Origin of the sequence: Pseudomonas karstica, from assembly GCF_009707515.1 — a bacterium.
GTDB lineage: Bacteria > Pseudomonadota > Gammaproteobacteria > Pseudomonadales > Pseudomonadaceae > Aquipseudomonas > Aquipseudomonas karstica.
Genome location: NZ_WLYI01000006.1, coordinates 80,402 through 102,791 on the forward strand (window position 1 = coordinate 80,402; position 22,390 = coordinate 102,791).

Here is a 22,390-nt window from a genome sequence, read left to right on the forward strand (position 1 = left end):
GAAAATCGCGTCCGTTTCGCACCAAAAAAAAAGCCCCGCCAGCATGACGCTGGCGGGGCTTTTTCAGTATCGGGGCAAAGCTGGCTTACATCATGCCGCCCATGCCACCCATACCGCCCATGTCTGGCATACCGCCGCCAGCTGGAGCATCTTCCTTGATCTCGGCGATCATGGCTTCGGTGGTGATCATCAAGCTGGCAATCGACGAAGCCGCTTGCAGAGCCGAACGAGTCACTTTAGCTGGGTCCAGGATGCCCATTTCGATCATGTCGCCGTATTCGCCAGTAGCAGCGTTGTAACCGTAGTTACCCGAACCCTGCTTGACCTTGTCGACTACCACGCTTGGCTCGTCGCCGGAGTTGGCAACGATCTGGCGCAGTGGTGCTTCTACAGCACGACGCAGCAGAGCGATACCAACGTCCTGATCGGCGTTGTCGCCTTTCAGTTCGGAGATGGCTTGCAGGGCGCGAACCAGTGCCACGCCACCGCCAGGTACCACGCCTTCTTCAACGGCTGCGCGGGTAGCGTGCAGGGCGTCTTCAACGCGGGCTTTCTTCTCTTTCATTTCGACTTCGGAACCAGCGCCAACCTTGATCACTGCAACGCCGCCGGACAGTTTTGCCAGACGCTCTTGCAGTTTTTCACGGTCGTAGTCGGAAGTGGTATCAGCCACTTGCGAACGGATCTGGGTCACACGGGCCTGGATGTCAGACTCAACACCGGCGCCGTCGATGATGGTGGTGTTTTCCTTGGACAGGATCACCCGCTTGGCATTACCCAGGTGTTCCAGGGTAGTGCTTTCCAGGCTCAGGCCGATCTCTTCGGAGATAACGGTACCGCCGGTCAGAACTGCGATGTCCTGCAGCATGGCCTTGCGACGGTCGCCGAAGCCTGGAGCCTTGACGGCCGCGACTTTGACGATGCCACGCATGTTGTTCACAACCAGAGTCGCCAGGGCTTCGCCTTCAACGTCTTCAGCCACGATCAGCAGTGGGCGGCCGGCTTTGGCAACGGCTTCCAGTACTGGCAACATTTCGCGGATGTTCGAGATCTTCTTGTCCACCAGCAGGATCAGCGGGCCGTCGAGCTCGGCAACCATGGTGTCTGGCTTGTTGATGAAGTACGGAGACAGGTAGCCACGGTCGAACTGCATGCCTTCTACAACCGACAGTTCGTTCTCCAGGCCCGTGCCCTCTTCAACGGTGATCACGCCTTCTTTACCGACTTTTTCCATGGCTTCGGCAATGATGTCGCCGATGGAGTTGTCGGAGTTGGCGGAGATGGTGCCTACCTGAGCGATAGCCTTGGTGTCAGCGCATGGCTTGGACAGGGACTTCAGCTCTTTGACGATGGCGATGGTCGCCTTGTCGATACCGCGCTTCAGATCCATCGGGTTCATGCCGGCAGCGACGGCTTTCAGGCCTTCGTTGACGATCGACTGAGCCAGGACAGTAGCAGTGGTAGTACCGTCGCCTGCGTCATCGTTGGCACGGGAGGCAACGTCTTTGACCAACTGCGCGCCCATGTTCTCGAAGCGATCTTTCAGTTCGATTTCTTTGGCAACGGACACGCCGTCCTTGGTGATGGTCGGAGCGCCGAAGCTTTTCTCGATGATCACGTTACGGCCTTTAGGGCCCAGGGTCGCTTTTACTGCGTCAGCCAGGACGTTGACACCGGCGAGCATTTTTTTACGGGCGGAATCGCCGAATTTAACTTCTTTAGCAGCCATGATCGATATTCCTTAAATACTTTGTAGTAATGGGAAAATGAGCGGGAAATCAGTCTTCCAGAACAGCGAGAATCTCGTTCTCAGCCATTACCAGCAGGTCTTCGCCGTCGATTTTCACAGTGTTGCTGCCGGAGTAAGGGCCGAATACAACCTTGTCACCCACTTTCACGGCCAGCGCACGAACTTCACCGTTTTCCAGTGCTTTGCCTGGACCAGCAGCGAGAATCACACCGTGGTTGGCTTTTTCAGCAGCCGAACCAGGCAGAACGATGCCACCTGCGGTTTTCTTTTCTTCTTCACTGCGACGGATGACGACGCGGTCATGCAGAGGACGAAGCTTGCTCATTGTCGATCTCTCCTAATTGTGTTTTTCATCGGCCGGTGTCAATTCCGGCAGGTTAAATTCCGGCGGTGCCGGTCGCGGGTCGCGGAGCGAAACGCGGAAGTCTGTCTGGTGTTGCCACCAGAAACCTTGCGGTGACCGTTACATAAGGGCGCATAAGCTTATTACAAGGCTTGAAGGTGAAAATTTTTGTGTCTGCCGAGCCTTAAAAGCAGCACGACACCCGACGGTGCCGTGCCAATGAAGGGATTACTTGGAGTCACGGTGTTCGAATTCGCCTTCGATTACGTCGCCCTCGCGCCCCAGCGGCTGGCGGGGAGCCGGACCACCGCGCGATTGCAGGTCATCGGAGAACGCACGCTGGCGCATCGCGGCCTCTTCGGCACGCTTGCGCATCTTGCCTGCCAGCAATCGACGACTGAACGGCAACAACAAGAGCAGGCCGAGCACATCGCTGACAAAACCCGGCAAGATCAACAGGCCGCCCGCCAAAGCCATCATCAGGCCTTCAAGCATGGTCTGAGCTGGCAACTCACCGCGACTCAGGCTTTCACGGGCACGCAGTGCGGTAGCCAGGCCGGCGATGCGCAGCACGAACACACCGAGCATCGAGCCGAGAATAATCAGCAGCAGGGCCGGGAAAAACCCGATAGCTGCGCTTACCTTGACGAATACGAACAGCTCCAACACCGGGAATAGCAGAAAGAGCAATAAAAAAGGGCGCATCAAATGGTTCCTCAACGCAAGAATACCTTGCCACTTGACCTTAGATGACGTCGCCGTTTCGTGAATTCAAGCTTGAGCGATAGCTTTTTTCGGCCACGTGTCGGCGTGAGCCAGGAAAACCAAGGCTTCGCGCACTTGTGTCGGCGTATTGCAAGGCTCGGCAAAGGGCAACCAGAACAAGGCCTGGCCGATGCGCAAGTGCATCCCCTCGCTGTCGATACCGGCCAACTGCGCAGGTTCTGTAGCGGGCAAGCCCGCCAGCTCGACATAATGGGCGATGGCCTTGGTGTGGTCACTGTTCATATGCTCGATCATGCTTGACTCGGCCTTGCCGGCGAACGGATTGGCCAGGGTCACCTGATCTATCCAGTGAATCGCGCCAAAACCACCGATGTAACGATGCCGCACCGGCTTGAGCACCCAGAAGTCAAAATCGTGAGCCTTGTGATAATTCGCAGAATCGGGGAAATAGCGGTAATAACGCTCGGCTGCCGCTTCGATCGCCTCGGGATCACTGATTTTTTCCGCTTCAGCCAGGTAGGTCAGGCGCCCTACCGCCTGCACATCGTCCGCCTCGCGCTCACCCACCAGCAATGAGCACTTAGGTTCCTTGAGCAGGTTATGGGTGTGCTGGGCGATGCGGCTGATCAGGATCAGCGGCTGGCCTTCGGTATCCAGGCAATAAGGCACCACCGAGCCAAAGGGGAATCCAGGCATTGCCTTGGATAGCGTGGAGAGCGCTCCACGGTATTCCTTGAGCAGTAATTCTCGGGCATTTTTGGCAACGTGCGCGCTCAACTTATGACTCCTTCGATAAATTCCGTAAACAGGACTTGGGTATCGGCTTAAATCTGCTCACAGGGAGATCAGTGCCAAGCCTCAGGTGTTACCAAGTCACGCCAAAGCCTGCGGTATAACGGGTCTTGCTCAGGTCGCTGTCCGAGCCGCCACTAATAATGTCGCGCTCGGCCTTGAGATTGAGAGACGCCCACTCGGTGACTTTGTAGCGCAAGCCCATTTCGGCATCAAGGGAATAGTCAGCGGGCCCCGCCAGTGGCTTGCCCAATTCACCGTTGGTAAAAAACTCCACCGTTTTGCCGACCAGATAACGGTTGTAGTTCCACTTCATGGCCAGCGAGTAGAAATTGTCCTTGCCGCCATCCGAGTACTCGTAATCGGTACGATTGAGCAGCGAGCCGAGAGAAAACGCGCCCAACTCATTGTCCCAGAACTGATAGCCCGGACCGGTGCCGACGGTGCGCTGACGGGACAGGTCTTCGATCTTGTCACGCTTGTAGGTCAAGCGTCCTTGCCAGAACCACTGTTCGGTGAGGAAACGGTCCAGGTCGTACTCGGCGCTCCAGTTGTCGGTGGTCACGACGTTGTTCTGAAACTCGCGGTTGTATTCGCCCTTGGCCGTATGCCGCCAGCGCTCATGGCGGGCGGTGGTATTGAAGTCGATGTCGTAGTCGTTGGTGTCCTTTTCCGCACGCTTGTAGTCCAGCGCTACGTCAACATTGCCTTTCCATACCAGGTCTTCGATCACCGGCTTGGGCTTGATGATCTGTTGGATGCTTGCCAAGTCTACCGTCTTGGGCGCCTCGCCATTGGCCAGGGTGACCTTGCCAGGCTCGGCGGCCTGCAGGGACTTGGCCTTCTCGCCGGTGTAGGCGTCCTGTTTGACCAGCAACTCCTGGTCACTTTCCAGGGTTTGTACCTGTTTCCAGTCCACCGGGATGGAGCCGGCGTAGTCGGTCTGGATCAGCAATTTGCCGCCGTCGAAGACCTTGATCTTGCCGGTCAGGCGATCGCCGTTTTTTAACCAGACAGTATCGGCAAACAGGGGTGTAGAGGCACTGAGAACAGCGAAGCACAGCAGGATTCTGGACAGCATAAGCGGATGATGAGCTCAAGTTAGCGAAAAAAAAGGGCATTATCGTCAAGGATAAGGCCTTAGCAAGGACTGACTCGAGTATCTATATTGAGTTCCACATCTTTACAGACGTTTCTTATAAGAAGACTGACGATTTCATCTGGATACGCTCAAGTGACTGATCGCGCCGACGAACAACAAAGCCCCGCCCAGATACGCCGTGCCGCACTCTACCTGACCCTCGCCCAGGTTCCCGAGGGCTGCGTAGTGAGTTATGGCGAATTGGCCCACCTTGCAGGCTTGGGTCGCGCCGCCCGTTGGGTCGGCCGTACGCTCAGCCAACTCCCCGACGACACCAAGCTGCCCTGGCACCGAGTGCTGGGCGCCGGTGGTCGGATAAGCCTGCCAGCAGGCAGTGCCTCAGGGGACGAACAACGTGCGCGTTTACGCTGCGAAGGCATCAGTATCCTGAACAACCGCGTTGATATTCGGCGCCATGGCTGGCGCCCGGTAGAGCACTGCGGTTAGAGTGCGCGCTTTGTTTCCGCAAATCTGAGGCAGACTCCAGCCCATGCCCCGTAAAACCTGGCGCGCCGCGCTCGCCGCCTATGCCAGCCCCTCGACGTTAGTACTGTTGCTGCTCGGCTTTGCTGCCGGCCTGCCTTACATGTTGGTGTTCTCTACGCTCTCGGTGTGGTTGCGCGAAGCCGGCGTAGCCCGGGAAACCATCGGTTATGCAAGCCTGATCGGCTTGGCCTATGCCTTCAAATGGGTCTGGTCGCCGCTGCTCGACCAATGGCGCCTGCCGTTGCTCGGCAAGCTTGGCCGTCGGCGTTCCTGGCTGGTACTGGCCCAGTCGCTGGTGATCCTGGGGCTGATCGGCATGGGCTTCTGCGATCCACAGAAGCACCTGTCCTGGCTGATTGCTATTGCCGTTGTGGTCGCCTTCGCTTCCGCCACCCAAGATATCGCCGTAGACGCTTATCGCCTGGAAATTGCCGACGACACTCGCCAGGCCGCCTTGGCCGCCAGCTATATGGCGGGCTACCGGATCGCCGCACTACTGGCCACCGCCGGTGCGCTGTTCTTTGCCGAAGGCTTTGGTTCCACCGGTTTCAACTACAAGCATGCGGCCTGGACCGGCACCTATGTACTGTTCGGCATGCTGATGATTCCGGCCCTGCTGACCACGTTGTTCATACGTGAACCCGATGTGCCATTGCGCACCCAACTGCAAGCCGGGCGCTACAGTTTTACCCACCAACTGATGTCGGTGTTCGTGCTGATTGTCTTGCTGGTCTCTGTTCCGGCGATGTTTACCCAGTTGTACAACACCGATTTCGCCAGCGTGCTGTTCCAAGACGTCAGCTGGCTGGAACTGTTGCTGGAAGACCGTGCCTTCCTGCGGGCGATTCTGTACATCACCCTGACCACTTTGTGCCTCTCGGCCATGGGCCGCCGAGGCCTGGCGCCCGTCCTGACGCCGGTCAACGATTTTATCCTGCGCTACCGCTGGCAGGCGCTCCTGTTGCTGGGGCTGATTGCCACTTATCGAATGTCCGACACGGTCATGGGCGTGATGGCCAACGTGTTCTACATCGACCAGGGCTTTACCAAGGACCAGATCGCCGGCGTCAGCAAGATCTTCGGCCTGATCATGACCTTGCTGGGCGCCGGCATGGGTGGCCTGCTGATCGTGCGTTTCGGCATCCTGCCCATCCTGTTCATCGGCGGCGTGATGTCGGCCGGCACCAACCTGCTATTCCTGATGCTCGCCGACATGGGGCCGGACCTGCAGATGCTGATCTTCACCATTTCCCTGGACAACTTCAGTTCGGGCCTGGCTACGTCGGCGTTTGTCGCATACCTCTCGAGCCTGACCAACCTCAAGTTTTCCGCCACCCAATATGCCTTGCTCAGCTCGATCATGCTCTTGCTGCCACGCTTGATCGGCGGGTATTCAGGGGTGATGGTAGAGAAGTTCGGTTATCACAGTTTCTTCATGATCACCTGCCTGCTGGGTGTACCGACGCTGGTCCTGATTGCCTTGCATTGGTTTCAGGAAAACCGGCGGATTCGGTTGAATCCCCCTGAAGAAGACTGATCACCCTTCTCTGTAGGAGCGAGCTGGCTCGCGAAGAACTTGAGAGCGCTGCGTTTATCCTGAATGCTCGCATCATCGTCAGCGACCTTCGCGAGCAAGCTTGCTCCTACAAGCAGCTCTGTAACCTGACGCCTGTACTCCGGCAGCGACCGCCCGTACAATCTCAAATCATTTCAAGTCCAAGCAACCGACAACGGCCTACCATGCGCACCAGTCAATATTTGCTCGCCACACAGAAAGAAACGCCTTCCGACGCAGTCGTGATCAGCCATCAGCTGATGCTACGCGCCGGTATGATCCGTAAACTTGCCTCGGGCCTTTATACCTGGCTGCCCATGGGCTTGAAGGTGATGCGCAAGGTCGAAGCGATCGTTCGTGAAGAAATGAACGCCGCCGGCTCTCTGGAAGTGTTGATGCCGAGCACCCAACCGGCCGAGCTGTGGCAGGAATCCGGGCGCTGGGAAGAGTACGGCCCTGAATTGCTGCGCTTCAAGGACCGTCATGGTCGCGATTTCTGCGCCGGACCGACTCACGAAGAAGTAATCACCGACCTGATGCGTAATGAGTTGAGCAGCTACAAGCAGTTGCCCCTCAGCCTGTACCAGATCCAGACCAAATTCCGTGATGAGATCCGCCCACGCTTCGGTTTGATGCGTGGCCGTGAGTTCATCATGAAGGACGCCTATTCGTTCCACGCGGACCAGCCCTCACTGCAGGTCACCTACGACCGCATGCACCAGGCCTACTGCAACGTGTTCACGCGCCTGGGCCTCAAGTTCCGTCCGGTTGAAGCCGACAACGGCTCCATCGGTGGCGCCGGCTCCCATGAATTCCACGTACTGGCCGAATCCGGCGAAGACGATATCGTCTTCAGCAACGGTTCCGACTACGCGGCGAACATCGAGAAAGCCGAGGCTGTGCCACGGGAAACTTCCCGCCCTGCGCCGGCTGAAGCGTTGCGCCTTGTAGACACGCCAGACACCAAGACCATCGCGGCCCTGGTGGAGAAATTCAATCTGCCGATTGAAAAGACCATCAAGACCCTGATCGTGCAGGCAGAAGAAGAAGGCAAGCTGATTGCCCTGGTGATCCGTGGCGACCACGAGCTCAATGAAATCAAGGCCGCCCAACAACCGGGCGTAGCCAACCCGTTGGTCATGGCCAGCGATGCCGAACTGCGCGACGCCATTGGCGCCGGTGCTGGCTCCCTGGGCCCGCTGAACCTGCCGCTGCCAATCATCATTGACCGTTCGGTCGAATTGATGAGCGACTTCGGCATCGGTGCCAATATCGACGACAAGCATTATTTCGGCGTGAACTGGGAACGTGACCTGCCGGTTCCGACCGTGGCTGACCTGCGTAATGTGGTTGCCGGAGACCCGAGCCCGGATGGCAAGGGCACCCTGGAAATCAAGCGCGGAATCGAAGTCGGACACATTTTCCAGCTGGGCAACAAATACAGCAAGGCGATGAAGTGCGAAGTGCTGGGCGAAAACGGCAAGCCGGTTACTCTGGAAATGGGCTGCTATGGCATTGGCGTTTCCCGCGTGGTTGCCGCTGCCATCGAGCAGAACAACGACGACAAAGGCATTATTTGGAGCGATGCCCTGGCACCGTTCCAGATTGCCCTGGTACCGCTGCGCTATGAAACCGAGCAGGTCCGCGAAGCCACCGACAAACTGTATGCCGAATTGACGGCTGCCGGTTTCGAAGTGCTGCTGGATGATCGCGACAAGAAAACCAGCCCGGGCATCAAGTTCGCCGACATGGAACTGATTGGCATCCCACACCGGATCGTGGTCAGTGACCGCGGCCTGGCTGATGGCAACCTGGAATACAAGAGCCGGACCGAAGCCCAAGCACAACCGTTGCCGGTGGCTGACGTGTTGTCTTTCCTTCAGGCGCGTATTCGTCGCTGAAAACCAGATCAAGAGAAGTCATGTTCAAGCGAAACACCCAAGCCCTGGGGGGCGCCGCCTTGTGCGGCGCCCTGCTGGTCGGCGGCTGCGCCAATCACATGTCGCAACGCAGCGAGCACGAGGAACGTATCGAGCGTAAATTGCTCGATCACAGCCTGCAAATCGACGTGGGCGAACCCAAGGTACTTGAGCTACCACAACGCCGGGTCCGGATTCATGAGCAAAAGACCTTCGAGATCACCGAATTCGAAGTGACCCGACGTTACGATCGCTACACGCCCTACCAACCCTGGCGCGAACTCTATGAGGTACCCCTTGGTGTGGTGGCAGTGGTGGCCGGTGTCGGCGCAAACGTGGCGAACATCTTTGCCCTCGGCAACCTGCCAGACAACATGACCCATGGCTGGCTGAGCTATGGCGTGGACGGCCTCAACCCGTTCATGAACGTGCAATCCCATGGCCGTGCGCAGCAGAATCTGGGAGGTATCGATGAAACCCAGCGTGACAAGCGCCTGGAGCATTCAAGCCTGCCCTGGAGCGAACGCCCGGTACAGGTTACCGCGGGCAAGCAGACCCATGAGCTGACCACCGACCGTAACGGTGTACTGCGCCTGAGCCTACTGGACAGCCCATTTGCCGAACAGGACCTGAGCCACATCAGCACATTGAAGATCAGTGTCGAAGATGCCCAGGATGATGAGCATTCGGACTCGTCCCTGGCTATCAGTGCCACCCTTCGGGACAAACTGCTTGAAGCTCACGCCTTGATCTACGATGACCTGGAGGATGACGAAGTCAATCAATGGGTGCATCGGGTCAAGCGTTTGTCAGAGTTAGGCCTGGAAGAAGAAGCCAGTGAGTTGGAACAAAGCTTGATCGAACTGACCCGCAATGATCCCGAGTTGCAGCAGGAATTCCTCAAGGCCTTGACCAGGGATGCGGGGCGATTGGTGGCGGATCCAGGGGCCAAGTAGCCGCTGTCGAGGTACGAGGCTGCGATAAGGGCCGAAGACCTTCAACAATCTCAAGGCCCCAAACGACTGCTGCGCAGCCGATCGCAGGCTACGCCAGCGGCTACAAGTGATCGGTGATCGACGGCTCCTGTAGCCGCTGTCGAGGTACGAGGCTGCGATAAGGGCCGCAGGACCTTCAACAATCTCAAGGCACCAAACGACTGCTGCGCAGCCGATCGCAGGCTGCGCCAGCGGCTACAAGTGATCGGTGATCGACGGTCCCCTGTAGCCGCTGACGAGGCACGAGGCTGCGATAAGGGCCGCAGGACCTTCAGCAATCTCAAGGCCCCAGGCGACTGCTGCGCAGCCGATCGCAGGCTACGCCAGCGGCTACAGTTTTTCGGCAAGCTCAAAAGATGCTGATGCTTACGCAGGCAAGCCACCACCTTCGAGGTCCGCTTTCTACCAGGCCAACTCCAATTGTTCGTTGCCGCCGCTCAAGTCCAATAACCGTACCCCAATTCCCAACAACCGCACCGGTTTCCCGCCGCGATTGAACGCCTGCGTCAGCAATTGCTGATAGCTTTCAAGGTCACGTCCCGCCCCTGCTTGCTCCAACGTCGTCTGGGTAAAGTCATGAAATTTAACTTTGACGAACGGCTTGCCCGCTCGGTAGCTGCTGTCGATACGCGACATACGTCCAGCCAAGGTATCCATCAGCTCGGGTAGTTTTTCCAGGCAACTGGGCAGGTCAGGCAAGTCGACATCGTAGGTATTTTCTACACTGATGGATTGCCGACGACTGTCGTTATGCACCTGCCGGTCATCAATCCCACGGGCCAGGCTCCATAGCCGCTCGCCAAAACTACCGAACTCCCGCACCAGCGCCAGCTTGTTCCAGTCCCGCAGTTGCAGGCAATCTTCAATGCCCAGTCGCGCCAGCTTGTCCGCGGTCACCTTGCCGACGCCGTGCAACTTGCCGACCGGCAGTGCCGAGACGAAGTCTTCCACTTGGTCGGGGGTAATCACAAACAGGCCGTTGGGCTTTTTCCAGTCGCTGGCGATCTTGGCCAGGAACTTGTTCGGCGCGACGCCAGCGGAAACAGTGATGTGAAGCTGATTGGACACGCGGCGACGAATGTCCTGGGCGATGCGCGTGGCACTGCCGCCAAAATGCCCACAGTCCGAGACGTCCAGATAAGCCTCGTCCAGGGACAATGGCTCAATCAGATCTGTGTAATCACGAAAGATCGTCTGGATTTCCTTTGATGCTTCTTTATAGGCATCCATGCGCGGCTTGACGATGGTCAGGTCAGGGCAGAGCTTCAAGGCATGACGGGAGGACATGGCCGAGCGCACCCCGTAGACCCGCGCCTCGTAATTGCAGGTGGCAATAACGCCCCGCCGGTCTGCTGAACCGCCCACCGCCAGCGGTTTTTGCGCCAGGCTCGGGTCGTCGCGCATCTCGATGGCGGCATAGAAACAATCACAGTCGACGTGGATGATTTTGCGCTGCGTCATATAAAGACAGTGTGGGCCAACGGGAGGCCAGTATCTCATTCAGACCTGTATATAGCACCAGTACTTTGATTCTTCCGTACAAGCGGTAGGAAAACTCCTTCACGAATTCATTTTTTCAATCGAAACCCACCCCCCAATAGAGCTGGAAGCCTTGCCCTGACTGGGCCTGCCCCCTCCCAACAGACCACCTTGGAGAGCTAAGCAATTGAACCACAAGCGCTTTTCTTTGAATCAACGGTTGACACACTGTCGTTCCTCTGTAGAATGCCGACACACAGACGCGGGATGGAGCAGTCTGGTAGCTCGTCGGGCTCATAACCCGAAGGTCGTCGGTTCAAATCCGGCTCCCGCAACCAAACATCAAAAAAGGCTACTCGAAAGAGTGGCCTTTTTTGTGCGCGTCTGTTTTTACCCCACCGAACAATTGTCCAACAAAAAAACCTTTCCAATCGAGCACTTACCACGCCTGGGTAACGATGAACGGTTAATTCGCACTTATTTGACCCTTCGACTGATTAACGGTTGACACTCTGCCATTGCTCTGTAGAATGCCGCCACACAGACGCGGGATGGAGCAGTCTGGTAGCTCGTCGGGCTCATAACCCGAAGGTCGTCGGTTCAAATCCGGCTCCCGCAACCAAACATCAAAAAAGGCTACTCGAAAGAGTGGCCTTTTTTGTATCCAGCGAAAAATTCTTCTGAAACAGTGACATGGCACCTTTCATGAAACTGTATGTGGTTTGTAGAGTCCATCTCGTTGCAGGCTATGCATGCTTTCAACCGCCACCCTCTGCGATCTGTGGGCGTTGTCGCCGGTCCCGGTGATACGCGCTAAAATTTGTAATTATTTTGTCAGTAGGGATTGGTAACTTGACTGGATACCTCCATCCTGTCGCGCACAATCCTCGAGGTGATTGATGCGCGCCCACCCACCAGAACCACAAGACACTGTCACAACGACACAACCGGTCATTCCCTCGCGCTTGCGCTGGCTGGATCTGTTAAGCAAGTACCGCCAACCCATCGGGCTGGTTGTCACTTTATTGCTATTTGCGATTGCCCTGATTGCCTGCCGTCATCTATTGCTTGAGCTGGACCTGTACGCCCTTCATGACTCGATCCTGGAAGTGCCGATACCTTCCCTGCTGGGCGCATTCGCCGCTGGCGTCGCAGGGTTCATCATTATGTTGGGCTACGAGTTTTCCGGCGCACGCTATGCCGGTGTGAAGCTGCCCGCCAAGACCCTGGCCTACGGAGGCTTTACCGCATTTGCTATCGGCAATGCGATTGGCCTGTCGATGCTGTCTGGTGGCTCGGTGCGTTATCGCCTGTACGCAAGACATGGCATCGGTGCGTCCGAAGTAGCCCGCATGACCGTGTTTGCCAGCCTGGCCCTGGGTTGCGCCCTGCCCCCGCTGGCCGCCCTGGCTACCTTGAGCAACTTGCCTGCGGCATCGAGCGCACTGCATCTGCCTGCCAGCCTGCTGGGGGGTATTGCCGGCGCAGTGCTGCTGTTGACGGTTGTGCTGTGCATCGGTATTTATCGCCGCCGCCTGCCGGAGCAGCCCTATCCGGACAACCTGCTGGTCAAGGCCGGACGCCGCACTTTACGTCTGCCCGGGCGCAGCCTGACCTTCCTGCAACTGATCATCACCGCTCTGGACGTCGCCGCTGCCGCCACCGTGCTTTATATGTTGCTGCCCGAAGCACCGCCTTTCGGTACGTTCCTGCTGGTATACCTGCTGGCCCTCGCCGCTGGTGTGCTCAGCCATGTGCCCGGTGGCGTCGGGGTATTTGAAGCGATCCTGCTGGCAGCCTTTGCCAACAAGCTCGGCGCTGCCCCGCTGGCGGCCGCCCTCTTGCTGTACCGAATGATCTACGTGGTACTGCCATTGTTGATCGCCTGCGTATTCCTGCTGATCAACGAAGCCCAGCGTCTGTTCCAGACCCAGCAAAGCCTGCGGGTTGCCTCTGGCCTGGCGGCGCCGGTACTGGGGGTACTGGTTTTTTTGTCCGGTGTGGTGCTGCTGTTCTCCGGCGCTACACCGGAAATCGACTCTCGCCTGGAAAGCATCGGCTTCCTGATTCCCCACCGCCTGATTGACGCCTCGCACTTTGGCGCCAGCCTGATCGGCGTGCTTTGCCTATTGTTGGCCCAGGGCCTGCGCCGCCGGTTGTCAGCCGCCTGGATGCTGACCACCGTCTTGCTACTGGTGGGCGCCCTGTTATCACTGCTCAAAGGCTTCGACTGGGAAGAAGCCAGTTTGTTGACGATGACCGCTATCTTGCTGGCAATCTTCCGTCGCTCGTTCTACCGCCCCAGCCGATTGACCGAGCTGCCCTTCTCGCCGCTGTACCTGGTGGCCAGCATGTGTGTGCTCGGCGCGTCAATCTGGTTGTTGCTGTTCGCCTATCAGGACGTGCCCTACAGCCATGAGCTTTGGTGGCAGTTCACCCTCGACGCCAATGCCCCTCGTGGCTTGCGCTCGCTGCTGGGCGCCGCCGTGCTACTGGTAATTGTGTCCCTGACCTGGCTGTTGCGCACCGCACGCCCGGTGATCCACCTGCCGACACCGGATGAGCTGGAACGTGCCAGCAAGATCCTGATGGCCTCGGCGCAACCCGACGGCGGCCTCGCGCTGACCGGCGACAAAGCGCTGCTGTTCCACCCCAACGACGAGGCATTCCTGATGTACGCCCGTCGCGGCCGCAGCCTGGTAGCCCTCTACGACCCGATCGGCCCCACCCAGCAACGGGCCGAAATGATCTGGCAGTTCCGCGACCTGTGTGACATTCACCACGCCCGCCCGGTGTTTTATCAAGTCCGCGCCGAAAACCTGCCGTACTACATGGACATCGGCCTGACCGCCATCAAGCTGGGAGAGGAAGCCCGGGTTGACCTTAAGCGCTTTGACCTGGAAGCCAAGGGCAAAGAGATGAAGGATTTGCGCTACACCTGGAATCGCGGGAGCCGGGATGGCCTGTCCCTGGAGATCTTTGAATCTGGCCAGGCGCCGATCGATGAGCTCAAAGTCATCTCCGATGCCTGGCTGACGGGTAAGAACGTACGGGAAAAGGGCTTCTCCCTGGGCCGCTTCAGCGATGATTACCTCAAGCATTTTCGCATCGCGATCATTCGCTTTGAAGGTCGCCCCGTAGCCTTCGCCAACCTGCTTGAGACCTACAGCCATGACTTGGCCAGTCTCGACCTGATGCGCGCCCACCCGGACGCGCCGAAGCTGACAATGGAATTCATGATGGTCGGCCTGATTCAATATTATAAGAGTCACGGCTACGACCGTTTCAGCCTCGGCATGGTGCCGTTGTCGGGCTTGCAGCCACGACGTGGCGCGCCCTTGACCCAGCGCCTGGGCTCCATGGTGTTCCGCCGCGGCGAGCAACTGTATAACTTCCAAGGTTTGCGCCGCTTCAAAGACAAATTCCAGCCCGACTGGGAACCCCGTTATATGGCTGTGCCCGCAGGACTTGATCCGCTGGTGGCACTGGCCGATACCGCCGCCCTGATTGCGGGCGGCTTGACTGGATTGGTGAAACGCTGATGATTCGACGCTCCTGGCGGTATGTATTGGCATTTTTGGTAGTACTGGCACTGACCCTGGGGGGTGGCTACTGGTACTGGAATCGCCCGGCACCTCAACCTACGCTGGAACACCTGCCACAAGCCAACGGCACCGCACTGACCCGCGTGACGCCCGGCACTACGCCCAAGGCCCGGGTGGCCGTGGCCGTGATGGCCGATGAAACCCTGTCCGACACCCAGTTGATCGCCCTGAGCCAGGGCGGCGCGGCGCAGATCGTCCAGGTGATCCTGCCCAAGGATGACTGCAAACTGCAGGAGCAAGCCTTGCACGCCGCGCTGGACCAGCTCCAGGGCCCGGCGACGCTGGTCAGCGGTATCGGCCCTGGCGCAGCCCTGGCCTGGCGCTGGCTGGCCACGCAAAACGATGACAAGGCCAATGCCATCTCTGTCGGCTTCGCCCTGGCCCAGGAAGGCTGCAAGGACCCACTGCCGAAAACTGCAGCCCATGGCAACTGGCTGGTGGCGTGGAACGACAATCCTGACGATGAAAGTGCCAGCTTCGTACGCGACACCCCGCGCGCGTCCACCAGCATCAGCGACTATGACATTCACTTCCCACAGATCCTGAACAACGAACTGCGCAAGCAACTGGTGGGTTCGGAGAATGGTGGGCTGGCGATCCCGGTGGTAGAAGTGCCCGCCGGCCAGGCCAAGGACACCGTAACGCTGTTCCTGTCCGGTGACGGCGGCTGGCGCGACCTGGACCGTGACGTGGCCGGGGAAATGGCCAAGATCGGCTACCCGGTGGTCGGCATCGACACCCTGCGCTACTACTGGCAGCACAAGACCCCGGAACAGAGCGCCAAGGACCTCTCCGAACTGATTCAGCACTACCGGCAGAAATGGGGTACCCAACGCTTTGTGCTGACCGGCTATTCGTTTGGCGCCGACGTCTTGCCCGCGATCTACAACCGCCTGCCGCAAACCGAGCAGCAGCGGGTCGACGCGATCATCCTGCTGGCCTTTGCCCGCACCGCCAGCTTCGAAATCGAAGTCGAAGGCTGGCTGGGCAATGCCGGTAAAGAAGCCGCTACCGGTCCGGAAATGGCCAAGCTGCCCGCCGCCAAGGTGGTGTGTATCTACGGTGCCGAAGAAGTCGACGAGAGCGGCTGCACCGACAAGACGGCGGTGGGCGAAGCCATGAAACTGCCTGGCGGCCACCACTTCGACGAGAACTACCCGGCCTTGGCCCAGCGCCTTGTCGACATCATTAATAAGCGCCAGGCCAAGTCCCAGTAGGAGCGAGCTTGTTCGCGAAGGTGGTCAACGATGACGCGGGGAACCAGGATAACCGCGGCGTCTTTGAGTTTTTCGCGAGCAAGCTCGCTCCTACAGTGGGCAGGACAGTTACATTTCTACCTGGGTGCCCAGTTCAATCACCCGGTTCACCGGCAGGTTGAAGAAACGCAGATTGCCGTTGGCATTCTTGAGCATGAAAGCAAACAACCCCTCCCGCCAGCGCGCCATGCCCTCGAGCTTGGAGGCAATAACCGTCTCACGGCTGAGGAAATAGGTGGTGCGCATCGAGGTGAAATCCAGGTCGTCCAGATGACACAGTTTCAGCGCCTCGGGTACGTCCGGCTCATCGGTAAAACCGAAATGCAGAATCACCCGGAAGAAGCCATCACCGTAAGAGTCCACCTCGAAGCGGCGCTGGGCCGGAACCCTCGGGATGTCTTCGTAGACCACCGTCAGCAACACCACCTGTTCATGCAGCACCTGATTATGCAGCAGGTTATGCAATAACGCGTGGGGTACCGCATCAGGCCGTGCAGTAAGAAACACCGCCGTACCCTGGACACGATGGGGTGGTTGTACACGGATACTGCTGATAAAGATCGGCAGCGGCAGGCCGCCCTCGTCGAGGCGCCCCACCAGCAATTGTTTGCCGCGCTTCCAGGTGGTCATCAACACGAAGAGCACGATCCCCGCCAGCACCGGAAAGGCGCCACCCTGGACGACCTTCGGCACGTTGGCGGCGAAAAACAAGCCGTCCACCAGTAGAAAGCCCAGCAGCACCGGCACCGCCAGCACAGGCGGCCACTTCCATAGCAGCAACATCACCGCCGATACCAAGATAGTGGTCATCAGCATAGTTCCGGTGACCGCCACGCCATAGGCCGAGGCCAGGGCGCCCGAGGACTCGAAGCCCAGTACCAACAGGATCACCCCGACCATCAGCGACCAGTTCACCGCACCAATGTAAATCTGCCCCTGTTCGGCGCTGGAGGTGTGCTGGATATACATGCGCGGGATGTAACCCAGCTGGATCGCCTGGCGGGTCAGAGAGAAGGCGCCGGAGATCACCGCCTGGGAGGCAATCACCGTCGCCAGGGTCGACAGCAGCACCAGCGGGATCAACGCCCAGTTCGGTGCCAATAGGTAGAACGGGTTGCGCGCCGCTTGCGGGTCACCCAGCAGCATCGCGCCCTGACCGAAGTAGTTGAGCATCAGTGCCGGCAGCACCAGAATGAACCAGGCGCGGGCTATAGGCTTGCGGCCGAAGTGGCCCATGTCGGCGTACAGCGCCTCGGCCCCCGTCAGCGCCAATACCACCGCGCCGAGGATTGCCACACCAATACCGGGATGAGAGACGAAAAAGCGCACGCCCCATACCGGGTTCATCGCGCGAAGTACTTCTGGATGCTGAAGGATGCCGTAGATGCCCAAACCGCCCAGCACCAAAAACCACGCCACCATCACTGGCCCGAACAGCTTGCCGATGCGGTCGGTACCATGTTTCTGGATCAAAAACAGCGCTACCAACACCACCAATGCCAAGGGCACGACCCAGCGCTCCAGGCCTTCAAACGCCAGTTCCAGGCCTTCGATGGCCGACAACACGGAGATCGCCGGGGTGATCATGCTATCGCCATAGAACAAAGCCGCACCGCACAGGCCGCAGACCACCAGAAAGCTGCGCAACCGCGGATGATTCCCCGCTGCCCGCCGGGCCAATGCCGTCAGCGCCATAATGCCGCCTTCACCCTGATTGTCGGCGCGCAGCACGAACAACATGTACTTGATCGATACCACCCAGATCAGCGACCAGAAGATAAGCGCCAGAATCCCCAGCACCCCGTCATGGTTGACCTGAACCCCATAACCGCCAGAAAACACTTCTTTAAGGGTGTAGAGCGGACTGGTGCCGATATCGCCGTAAACCACCCCCACCGCAGCCACCAGCATGCCGATTGGCTTTGCGTTGGAATGCCCGGCGCCTGCCGCCTGAGTACTTGTCTGACCCATTAACCACTCCTGCCCTTTTTGACCTGAGGTCTTTTATAAACAGCACACCCGTAGGCCAGCGCCTAAGCTGTGCACAGCATGCGCTGTTTTACTTCTCGTTACAGACGATTTATTGACCACCGGGATTCGCCCAGGTGCAACGGCGCGAAGCATAGCGCAGCACCCGTCGTATTTCCCCGCATAAAGCTGGTCAAGAGCGACTCCCGTCGCTAGAATTGCGCACTTTTTGATCAGAGGCACACCAAGTGCCCGTCCGCAGCCTTGTCGTGCACGACTGGCGGCGTCATTCAATACCGAGGTTAGACATGTCCACCACCATCGCAAAAGCCAACCCCAAGGTCGGTTTTGTATCCCTGGGTTGCCCAAAGGCTCTGGTCGACTCCGAACGCATTCTCACTCAGTTGCGGATGGAAGGTTATGACGTCGTGTCCACCTACCAGGACGCGGACGTGGTGGTGGTCAATACCTGCGGTTTCATCGACTCGGCCAAGGCCGAATCCCTGGAAGTGATCGGCGAAGCCATCAAGGAAAACGGCAAGGTCATCGTCACCGGCTGCATGGGCGTGGAAGAAGGCAATATCCGCAACGTACACCCAAGCGTACTGGCCGTGACCGGTCCGCAGCAGTACGAGCAGGTGGTCAATGCCGTGCATCAGGTCGTGCCGCCACGCCAGGATCACAACCCGTTGATCGACCTGGTGCCGCCGCAAGGCATCAAGCTGACCCCGCGCCACTATGCCTACCTGAAGATTTCCGAAGGCTGCAACCACAGTTGCAGCTTCTGCATCATCCCGTCGATGCGCGGCAAACTGGTCAGCCGCCCGGTGGGCGATGTGCTGGACGAGGCCCAGCGCCTGGTCAAGTCCGGGGTCAAGGAACTGCTGGTGATCTCCCAGGACACCAGCGCCTACGGCGTCGACGTCAAATACCGCACGGGTTTCTGGAACGGCGCGCCGGTAAAAACCCGCATGACCGAACTGTGCGAAGCGCTCAGCAGTCTCGGCGTATGGGTACGCCTGCACTACGTCTACCCGTACCCGCACGTTGACGAACTGATCCCGTTGATGGCCGCCGGCAAGATCCTGCCGTACCTGGATATCCCGTTCCAGCACGCCAGCCCGAAAGTCCTCAAGGCCATGAAACGCCCGGCTTTCGAAGACAAGACCCTGGCGCGTATCAAGAACTGGCGCCAGATCTGCCCGGAACTGATCATCCGCTCGACCTTCATCGTGGGCTTTCCCGGCGAAACCGAAGAAGACTTCCAGTACCTGCTGAACTGGCTGACCGACGCCCAACTGGACCGTGTCGGCTGCTTCCAGTACTCGCCGGTCGAAGGCGCCCCGGCCAACCTGCTGGACGCCGCGATTGTTCCCGATGAGGTCAAGCAAGACCGTTGGGAGCGCTTCATGGCCCACCAACAGGCCATCAGCTCGGCACGCCTGCAACTGCGCATCGGCAAGGAAATCGAAGTACTGATCGACGAAGTCGACGAGCAAGGCGCGGTCGGCCGCTGCTTCTTCGACGCTCCGGAAATCGACGGTAACGTGTTTATTGGCGATGCCAACGGCCTCAAGCCAGGCGATAAAGTCTGGTGCCGCGTCACCGACGCCGACGAATACGACCTCTGGGCCGAGAAGCGTGACTAGTACCCATACAGGCCGCTAGCGTATAAATAATTGAAAAAGCCCTGCTCTTCGACAAGATGCGGGGCTTTTTTAGGTCTATTGTTTTACTCATCAATGCCAATCATCGCCAAAGGGCTGCGGGCATGCATCAACATTCAGTTATTCATACACCCAAACCCACCGACTATCCGCTATTGACCCAAATCTGGGAGGACTCGGTGCGCGCCACCCATGACTTCCTCCCGAACAGCTACATAGAGGTGCTGAAGAACCTGGTACTGACCCGCTACCTCGATGCCGTCATGCTGATTTGCACCAAGGATTCGCGGCAACACATCACCGGTTTCGCGGGCATCGCGGCGGGCAAGGTCGAAATGCTGTTCATCGACCCGAAGCACCGCGGCCGGGGCCTGGGCCAGCAATTGCTGCGCTATGCGATCGAGCACCTGAATGCCGACGAACTGGACGTCAACGAACAGAACCCGCAAGCCTTGGGTTTCTACATCAAACAGGGTTTTGAGGTGATCGGGCGCACCGACCACGACGGCATGGGGCAGCCTTACCCGCTGCTGCACATGCGCTTGCGCCAGGCGCAACAAGAGGCAAAGAGCGGCTAAACACCACGGCACCGAAATGGAACCGGGATTAACCGGCTTCAGGCAGGTACAATAGCTGCCCCCTTTTGTTACGGCCCTTGTCATGACCGACCCCATACGTCTCTCCAAACGCCTCATCGAACTGGTCGGCTGCTCCCGTCGGGAGGCTGAACTGTTCATCGAGGGCGGCTGGGTCATGGTGGACGGCGAAGTGATCGACGAACCGCAGTTCAAGATCACCACCCAAAAAGTCGAGCTGGACCCGGACGCCAAGGCTACCGCCCCGGAACCGGTGACCATCCTGCTGCACGCGCCAGCGGACATAGATGCCGAAACAGCGCTGGCGTCCATCAACGCCGATACCCTGTCGCAGGAGCACCGCTTCGGCAAGCGCCCGCTCCGGGGCCACTTCCTACGCCTGAGCACCAGCGCCGACCTGCAGGCCAAGGCTAGCGGCCTGCTGGTGTTCACCCAGGACTGGAAAATCCTGCGCAAACTGACGGCCGATGCCGCCAAGATCGAACAGGAGTACGTGGTGGAAGTATCCGGGGACATGGTGGCGCACGGCCTGAACCGCCTGAACCATGGCCTGACGTACAAGGGCAAGGAATTACCAGCGGTGAAAGCCAGTTGGCAGAACGAGAACCGCCTGCGCTTTGCGCTGAAAAATCCGCAACCGGGTGTGATTGCCTTGTTCTGCGAAGCCGTTGGCTTGAAGGTCGTCGCCATTCGACGCATCCGCATTGGCGGAGTCTCCATCGGCAAAGTGCCGGCGGGCCAATGGCGCTATCTGTCCGGCAAAGAGAAGTTTTAACGCTTTCTTCGCCGCCGAGTTTCTCGATACCGCCTCCCTGGGCGGTGTCCACAGTTGAATGACCAGGATTGCCAACATGATTCACAACGACGTACTGCGCAGCGTGCGCTACATGCTCGACATCAGCGACAACAAGATGGTCGAGATCATCAAGCTCGGCGGCATGGATGTCACCAAGGACGACCTGCTGACCTACCTCAAGAAAGACGAGGAAGAAGGCTTTGTGTTCTGCCCAGACGACGTCATGGCCCATTTTCTTGATGGCCTGGTGATCTTCAAGCGCGGCAAGGACGAAAGCCGTCCACCGCAGCCAATTGAAACGCCCGTGACCAACAACATCATCCTGAAGAAACTGCGTGTCGCCTTCGAACTGAAAGAAGACGATATGCACGCCATCCTCAAGGCCGCCGAGTTTCCGGTGTCCAAGCCTGAGCTGAGCGCGCTGTTTCGCAAGTTCGGGCATACCAACTACCGCACCTGTGGCGATCAGTTGCTGCGCAACTTCCTCAAGGGGCTGACGCTGCGCGTCAGGGCTTGAGGCAGCGACAAGCTTCAAGCGGCAAGTTAAGAGCTTGTAGCTTGGGGCCTGCAACTTGAGGCTTGTGCAATGACCTACAGCGTTTCGCCCATCGGCTTCGTCCGCTCCTGTTTCAAGGAGAAGTTCGCCATCCCGCGCCAGCCGCAACTGGCACCCGCCGCCCGAGGCGTGCTGGAGTTGGTGGCGCCGTACGATCAAGGTGAAGCGGTACAGGGGTTGGAACAGGTCAGCCATGTGTGGTTGCTGTTCCTGTTTCACCAGGCCTTGGAAGAAAAGCCCCGACTGAAAGTCCGCCCGCCGCGCCTGGGTGGCAACAAATCCATGGGGGTGTTTGCCACCCGCGCCACCCATCGCCCAAACGGCATCGGCCAATCAGTGGTGAAACTGGACAAGGTGGAAGCCAACCGCCTGTGGATATCCGGCATTGATTTACTGGATGGCACGCCGATTCTCGACATCAAGCCGTATGTGCCCTACGCCGACATCATCGATACAGCGACCAACAGCATCGCCAGTGCTGCGCCGCAGCTGATTCCCGTGCAGTGGCTGAAGGCTGCCCTGCATCAGGCACAAGGCCACGCTCAGCGCCTTGACGAGCCATTAGTTGCGCTGATTGAGCAGTGTTTGGCACAGGACCCACGACCGGCGTACCAGACACCGGGGCCTGAACGGGAATATGGCGCGCAGCTCTGGGACGTGGATGTACGTTGGCACTATCCGGAAGCTGGGATGATTTGTGTGTTGGAAGTGGTTGCAGCCCGGTAAATCGCAAAAACAAAAAAGCCCGCATTGCCTGGAA

At 58.6% G+C, this 22,390-nt stretch carries 18 protein-coding genes and 2 tRNA genes; 13 read left to right on the forward strand and 7 right to left on the reverse strand.

The annotated features are described in order from the left end of the window. Positions 1-85: 85 nt before the first annotated feature. The 5 genes from groL to GIR22_RS06465 form a co-directional block, all read right to left on the reverse strand. Positions 86-1,729, reverse strand: a complete 1,644-nt coding sequence (gene groL, locus GIR22_RS06445; protein ID WP_154742515.1) for a chaperonin GroEL — start codon at positions 1,727-1,729, stop codon at positions 86-88. A 49-nt stretch (positions 1,730-1,778) separates the two neighbouring features. After that, the gene (locus GIR22_RS06450; protein ID WP_154742516.1) at positions 1,779-2,075 is read right to left on the reverse strand and encodes a co-chaperone GroES; all 297 of its coding nucleotides are present in this window, start codon (positions 2,073-2,075) and stop codon (positions 1,779-1,781) included. Positions 2,076-2,321: 246 nt separating this feature from the next. Then, the gene (locus GIR22_RS06455; RefSeq protein WP_154742517.1) at positions 2,322-2,798 is read right to left on the reverse strand and encodes an FxsA family protein; all 477 of its coding nucleotides are present in this window, start codon (positions 2,796-2,798) and stop codon (positions 2,322-2,324) included. A 66-nt stretch (positions 2,799-2,864) separates the two neighbouring features. Continuing rightward, a complete protein-coding gene (locus GIR22_RS06460) occupies positions 2,865-3,596 on the reverse strand; it encodes a HugZ family pyridoxamine 5'-phosphate oxidase (RefSeq protein WP_154742518.1) in 732 nt (243 codons plus the stop codon). Between the two features lie 88 nt (positions 3,597-3,684). Then, complete coding sequence (locus GIR22_RS06465; protein WP_154742519.1) at positions 3,685-4,692, reverse strand: DUF481 domain-containing protein; 1,008 nt, start codon at positions 4,690-4,692, stop codon at positions 3,685-3,687. A 126-nt stretch (positions 4,693-4,818) separates the two neighbouring features. On the opposite strand from GIR22_RS06465, the gene GIR22_RS06470 reads away from it, so the two are divergent. The 4 genes from GIR22_RS06470 (at position 4,819) to GIR22_RS06485 (ending at position 9,668) form a co-directional block, all read left to right on the forward strand. Continuing rightward, positions 4,819-5,199, forward strand: coding sequence for an MGMT family protein (locus GIR22_RS06470; RefSeq protein WP_154742600.1), 381 nt, complete (start codon positions 4,819-4,821; stop codon positions 5,197-5,199). A 43-nt stretch (positions 5,200-5,242) separates the two neighbouring features. Continuing rightward, positions 5,243-6,775, forward strand: coding sequence for an AmpG family muropeptide MFS transporter (locus GIR22_RS06475; RefSeq protein WP_154742520.1), 1,533 nt, complete (start codon positions 5,243-5,245; stop codon positions 6,773-6,775). Positions 6,776-6,978: 203 nt separating this feature from the next. Further along, positions 6,979-8,694 (forward strand): proline--tRNA ligase, encoded by a 1,716-nt coding sequence (locus GIR22_RS06480; protein WP_154742521.1) that lies wholly within the window; start codon positions 6,979-6,981, stop codon positions 8,692-8,694. A 20-nt stretch (positions 8,695-8,714) separates the two neighbouring features. Continuing rightward, positions 8,715-9,668 (forward strand): hypothetical protein, encoded by a 954-nt coding sequence (locus tag GIR22_RS06485; protein ID WP_154742522.1) that lies wholly within the window; start codon positions 8,715-8,717, stop codon positions 9,666-9,668. A gap of 441 nt (positions 9,669-10,109) precedes the next feature. On the opposite strand, the gene dinB is transcribed toward GIR22_RS06485, so the two are convergent. Beyond that, a complete protein-coding gene (dinB, locus tag GIR22_RS06490) occupies positions 10,110-11,168 on the reverse strand; it encodes a DNA polymerase IV (RefSeq protein ID WP_154742523.1) in 1,059 nt (352 codons plus the stop codon). A gap of 279 nt (positions 11,169-11,447) precedes the next feature. On the opposite strand from dinB, the gene GIR22_RS06495 reads away from it, so the two are divergent. The 4 genes from GIR22_RS06495 (at position 11,448) to GIR22_RS06510 (ending at position 16,008) form a co-directional block, all read left to right on the forward strand. Next, positions 11,448-11,524 (forward strand) — tRNA-Met (locus tag GIR22_RS06495). A gap of 207 nt (positions 11,525-11,731) precedes the next feature. Beyond that, a tRNA-Met gene (locus GIR22_RS06500) sits at positions 11,732-11,808 on the forward strand. Between the two features lie 277 nt (positions 11,809-12,085). Next, on the forward strand, positions 12,086-14,728 hold the full coding sequence (mprF, locus tag GIR22_RS06505; protein ID WP_154742524.1) for a bifunctional lysylphosphatidylglycerol flippase/synthetase MprF: 2,643 nt from the start codon (positions 12,086-12,088) through the stop codon (positions 14,726-14,728). Continuing rightward, positions 14,728-16,008, forward strand: coding sequence for a virulence factor family protein (locus tag GIR22_RS06510; protein WP_154742525.1), 1,281 nt, complete (start codon positions 14,728-14,730; stop codon positions 16,006-16,008). Before mprF ends, GIR22_RS06510 begins: the two co-directional genes overlap by 1 nt. A gap of 108 nt (positions 16,009-16,116) precedes the next feature. On the opposite strand, the gene GIR22_RS06515 is transcribed toward GIR22_RS06510, so the two are convergent. Continuing rightward, entirely contained in the window at positions 16,117-18,018 is a 1,902-nt protein-coding gene (locus GIR22_RS06515; RefSeq protein ID WP_154742526.1) for a potassium transporter Kup, read from the reverse strand. Positions 18,019-18,323: 305 nt separating this feature from the next. On the opposite strand from GIR22_RS06515, the gene rimO reads away from it, so the two are divergent. The 5 genes from rimO (at position 18,324) to tsaA (ending at position 22,356) form a co-directional block, all read left to right on the forward strand. Beyond that, complete coding sequence (rimO, locus tag GIR22_RS06520; protein WP_154742527.1) at positions 18,324-19,664, forward strand: 30S ribosomal protein S12 methylthiotransferase RimO; 1,341 nt, start codon at positions 18,324-18,326, stop codon at positions 19,662-19,664. Between the two features lie 122 nt (positions 19,665-19,786). Continuing rightward, positions 19,787-20,260, forward strand: a complete 474-nt coding sequence (locus GIR22_RS06525) for a GNAT family N-acetyltransferase (protein WP_154742528.1) — start codon at positions 19,787-19,789, stop codon at positions 20,258-20,260. Between the two features lie 82 nt (positions 20,261-20,342). Further along, positions 20,343-21,053, forward strand: a complete 711-nt coding sequence (locus tag GIR22_RS06530; protein ID WP_154742529.1) for an rRNA pseudouridine synthase — start codon at positions 20,343-20,345, stop codon at positions 21,051-21,053. Positions 21,054-21,129: 76 nt separating this feature from the next. Beyond that, positions 21,130-21,591: a YehS family protein gene (locus GIR22_RS06535; protein WP_017529765.1), complete on the forward strand. Its 462-nt coding sequence runs from the start codon at positions 21,130-21,132 to the stop codon at positions 21,589-21,591. Positions 21,592-21,660: 69 nt separating this feature from the next. After that, positions 21,661-22,356 (forward strand): tRNA (N6-threonylcarbamoyladenosine(37)-N6)-methyltransferase TrmO, encoded by a 696-nt coding sequence (gene tsaA, locus GIR22_RS06540; protein ID WP_154742530.1) that lies wholly within the window; start codon positions 21,661-21,663, stop codon positions 22,354-22,356. The last annotated feature ends 34 nt before the right edge of the window (positions 22,357-22,390 follow it).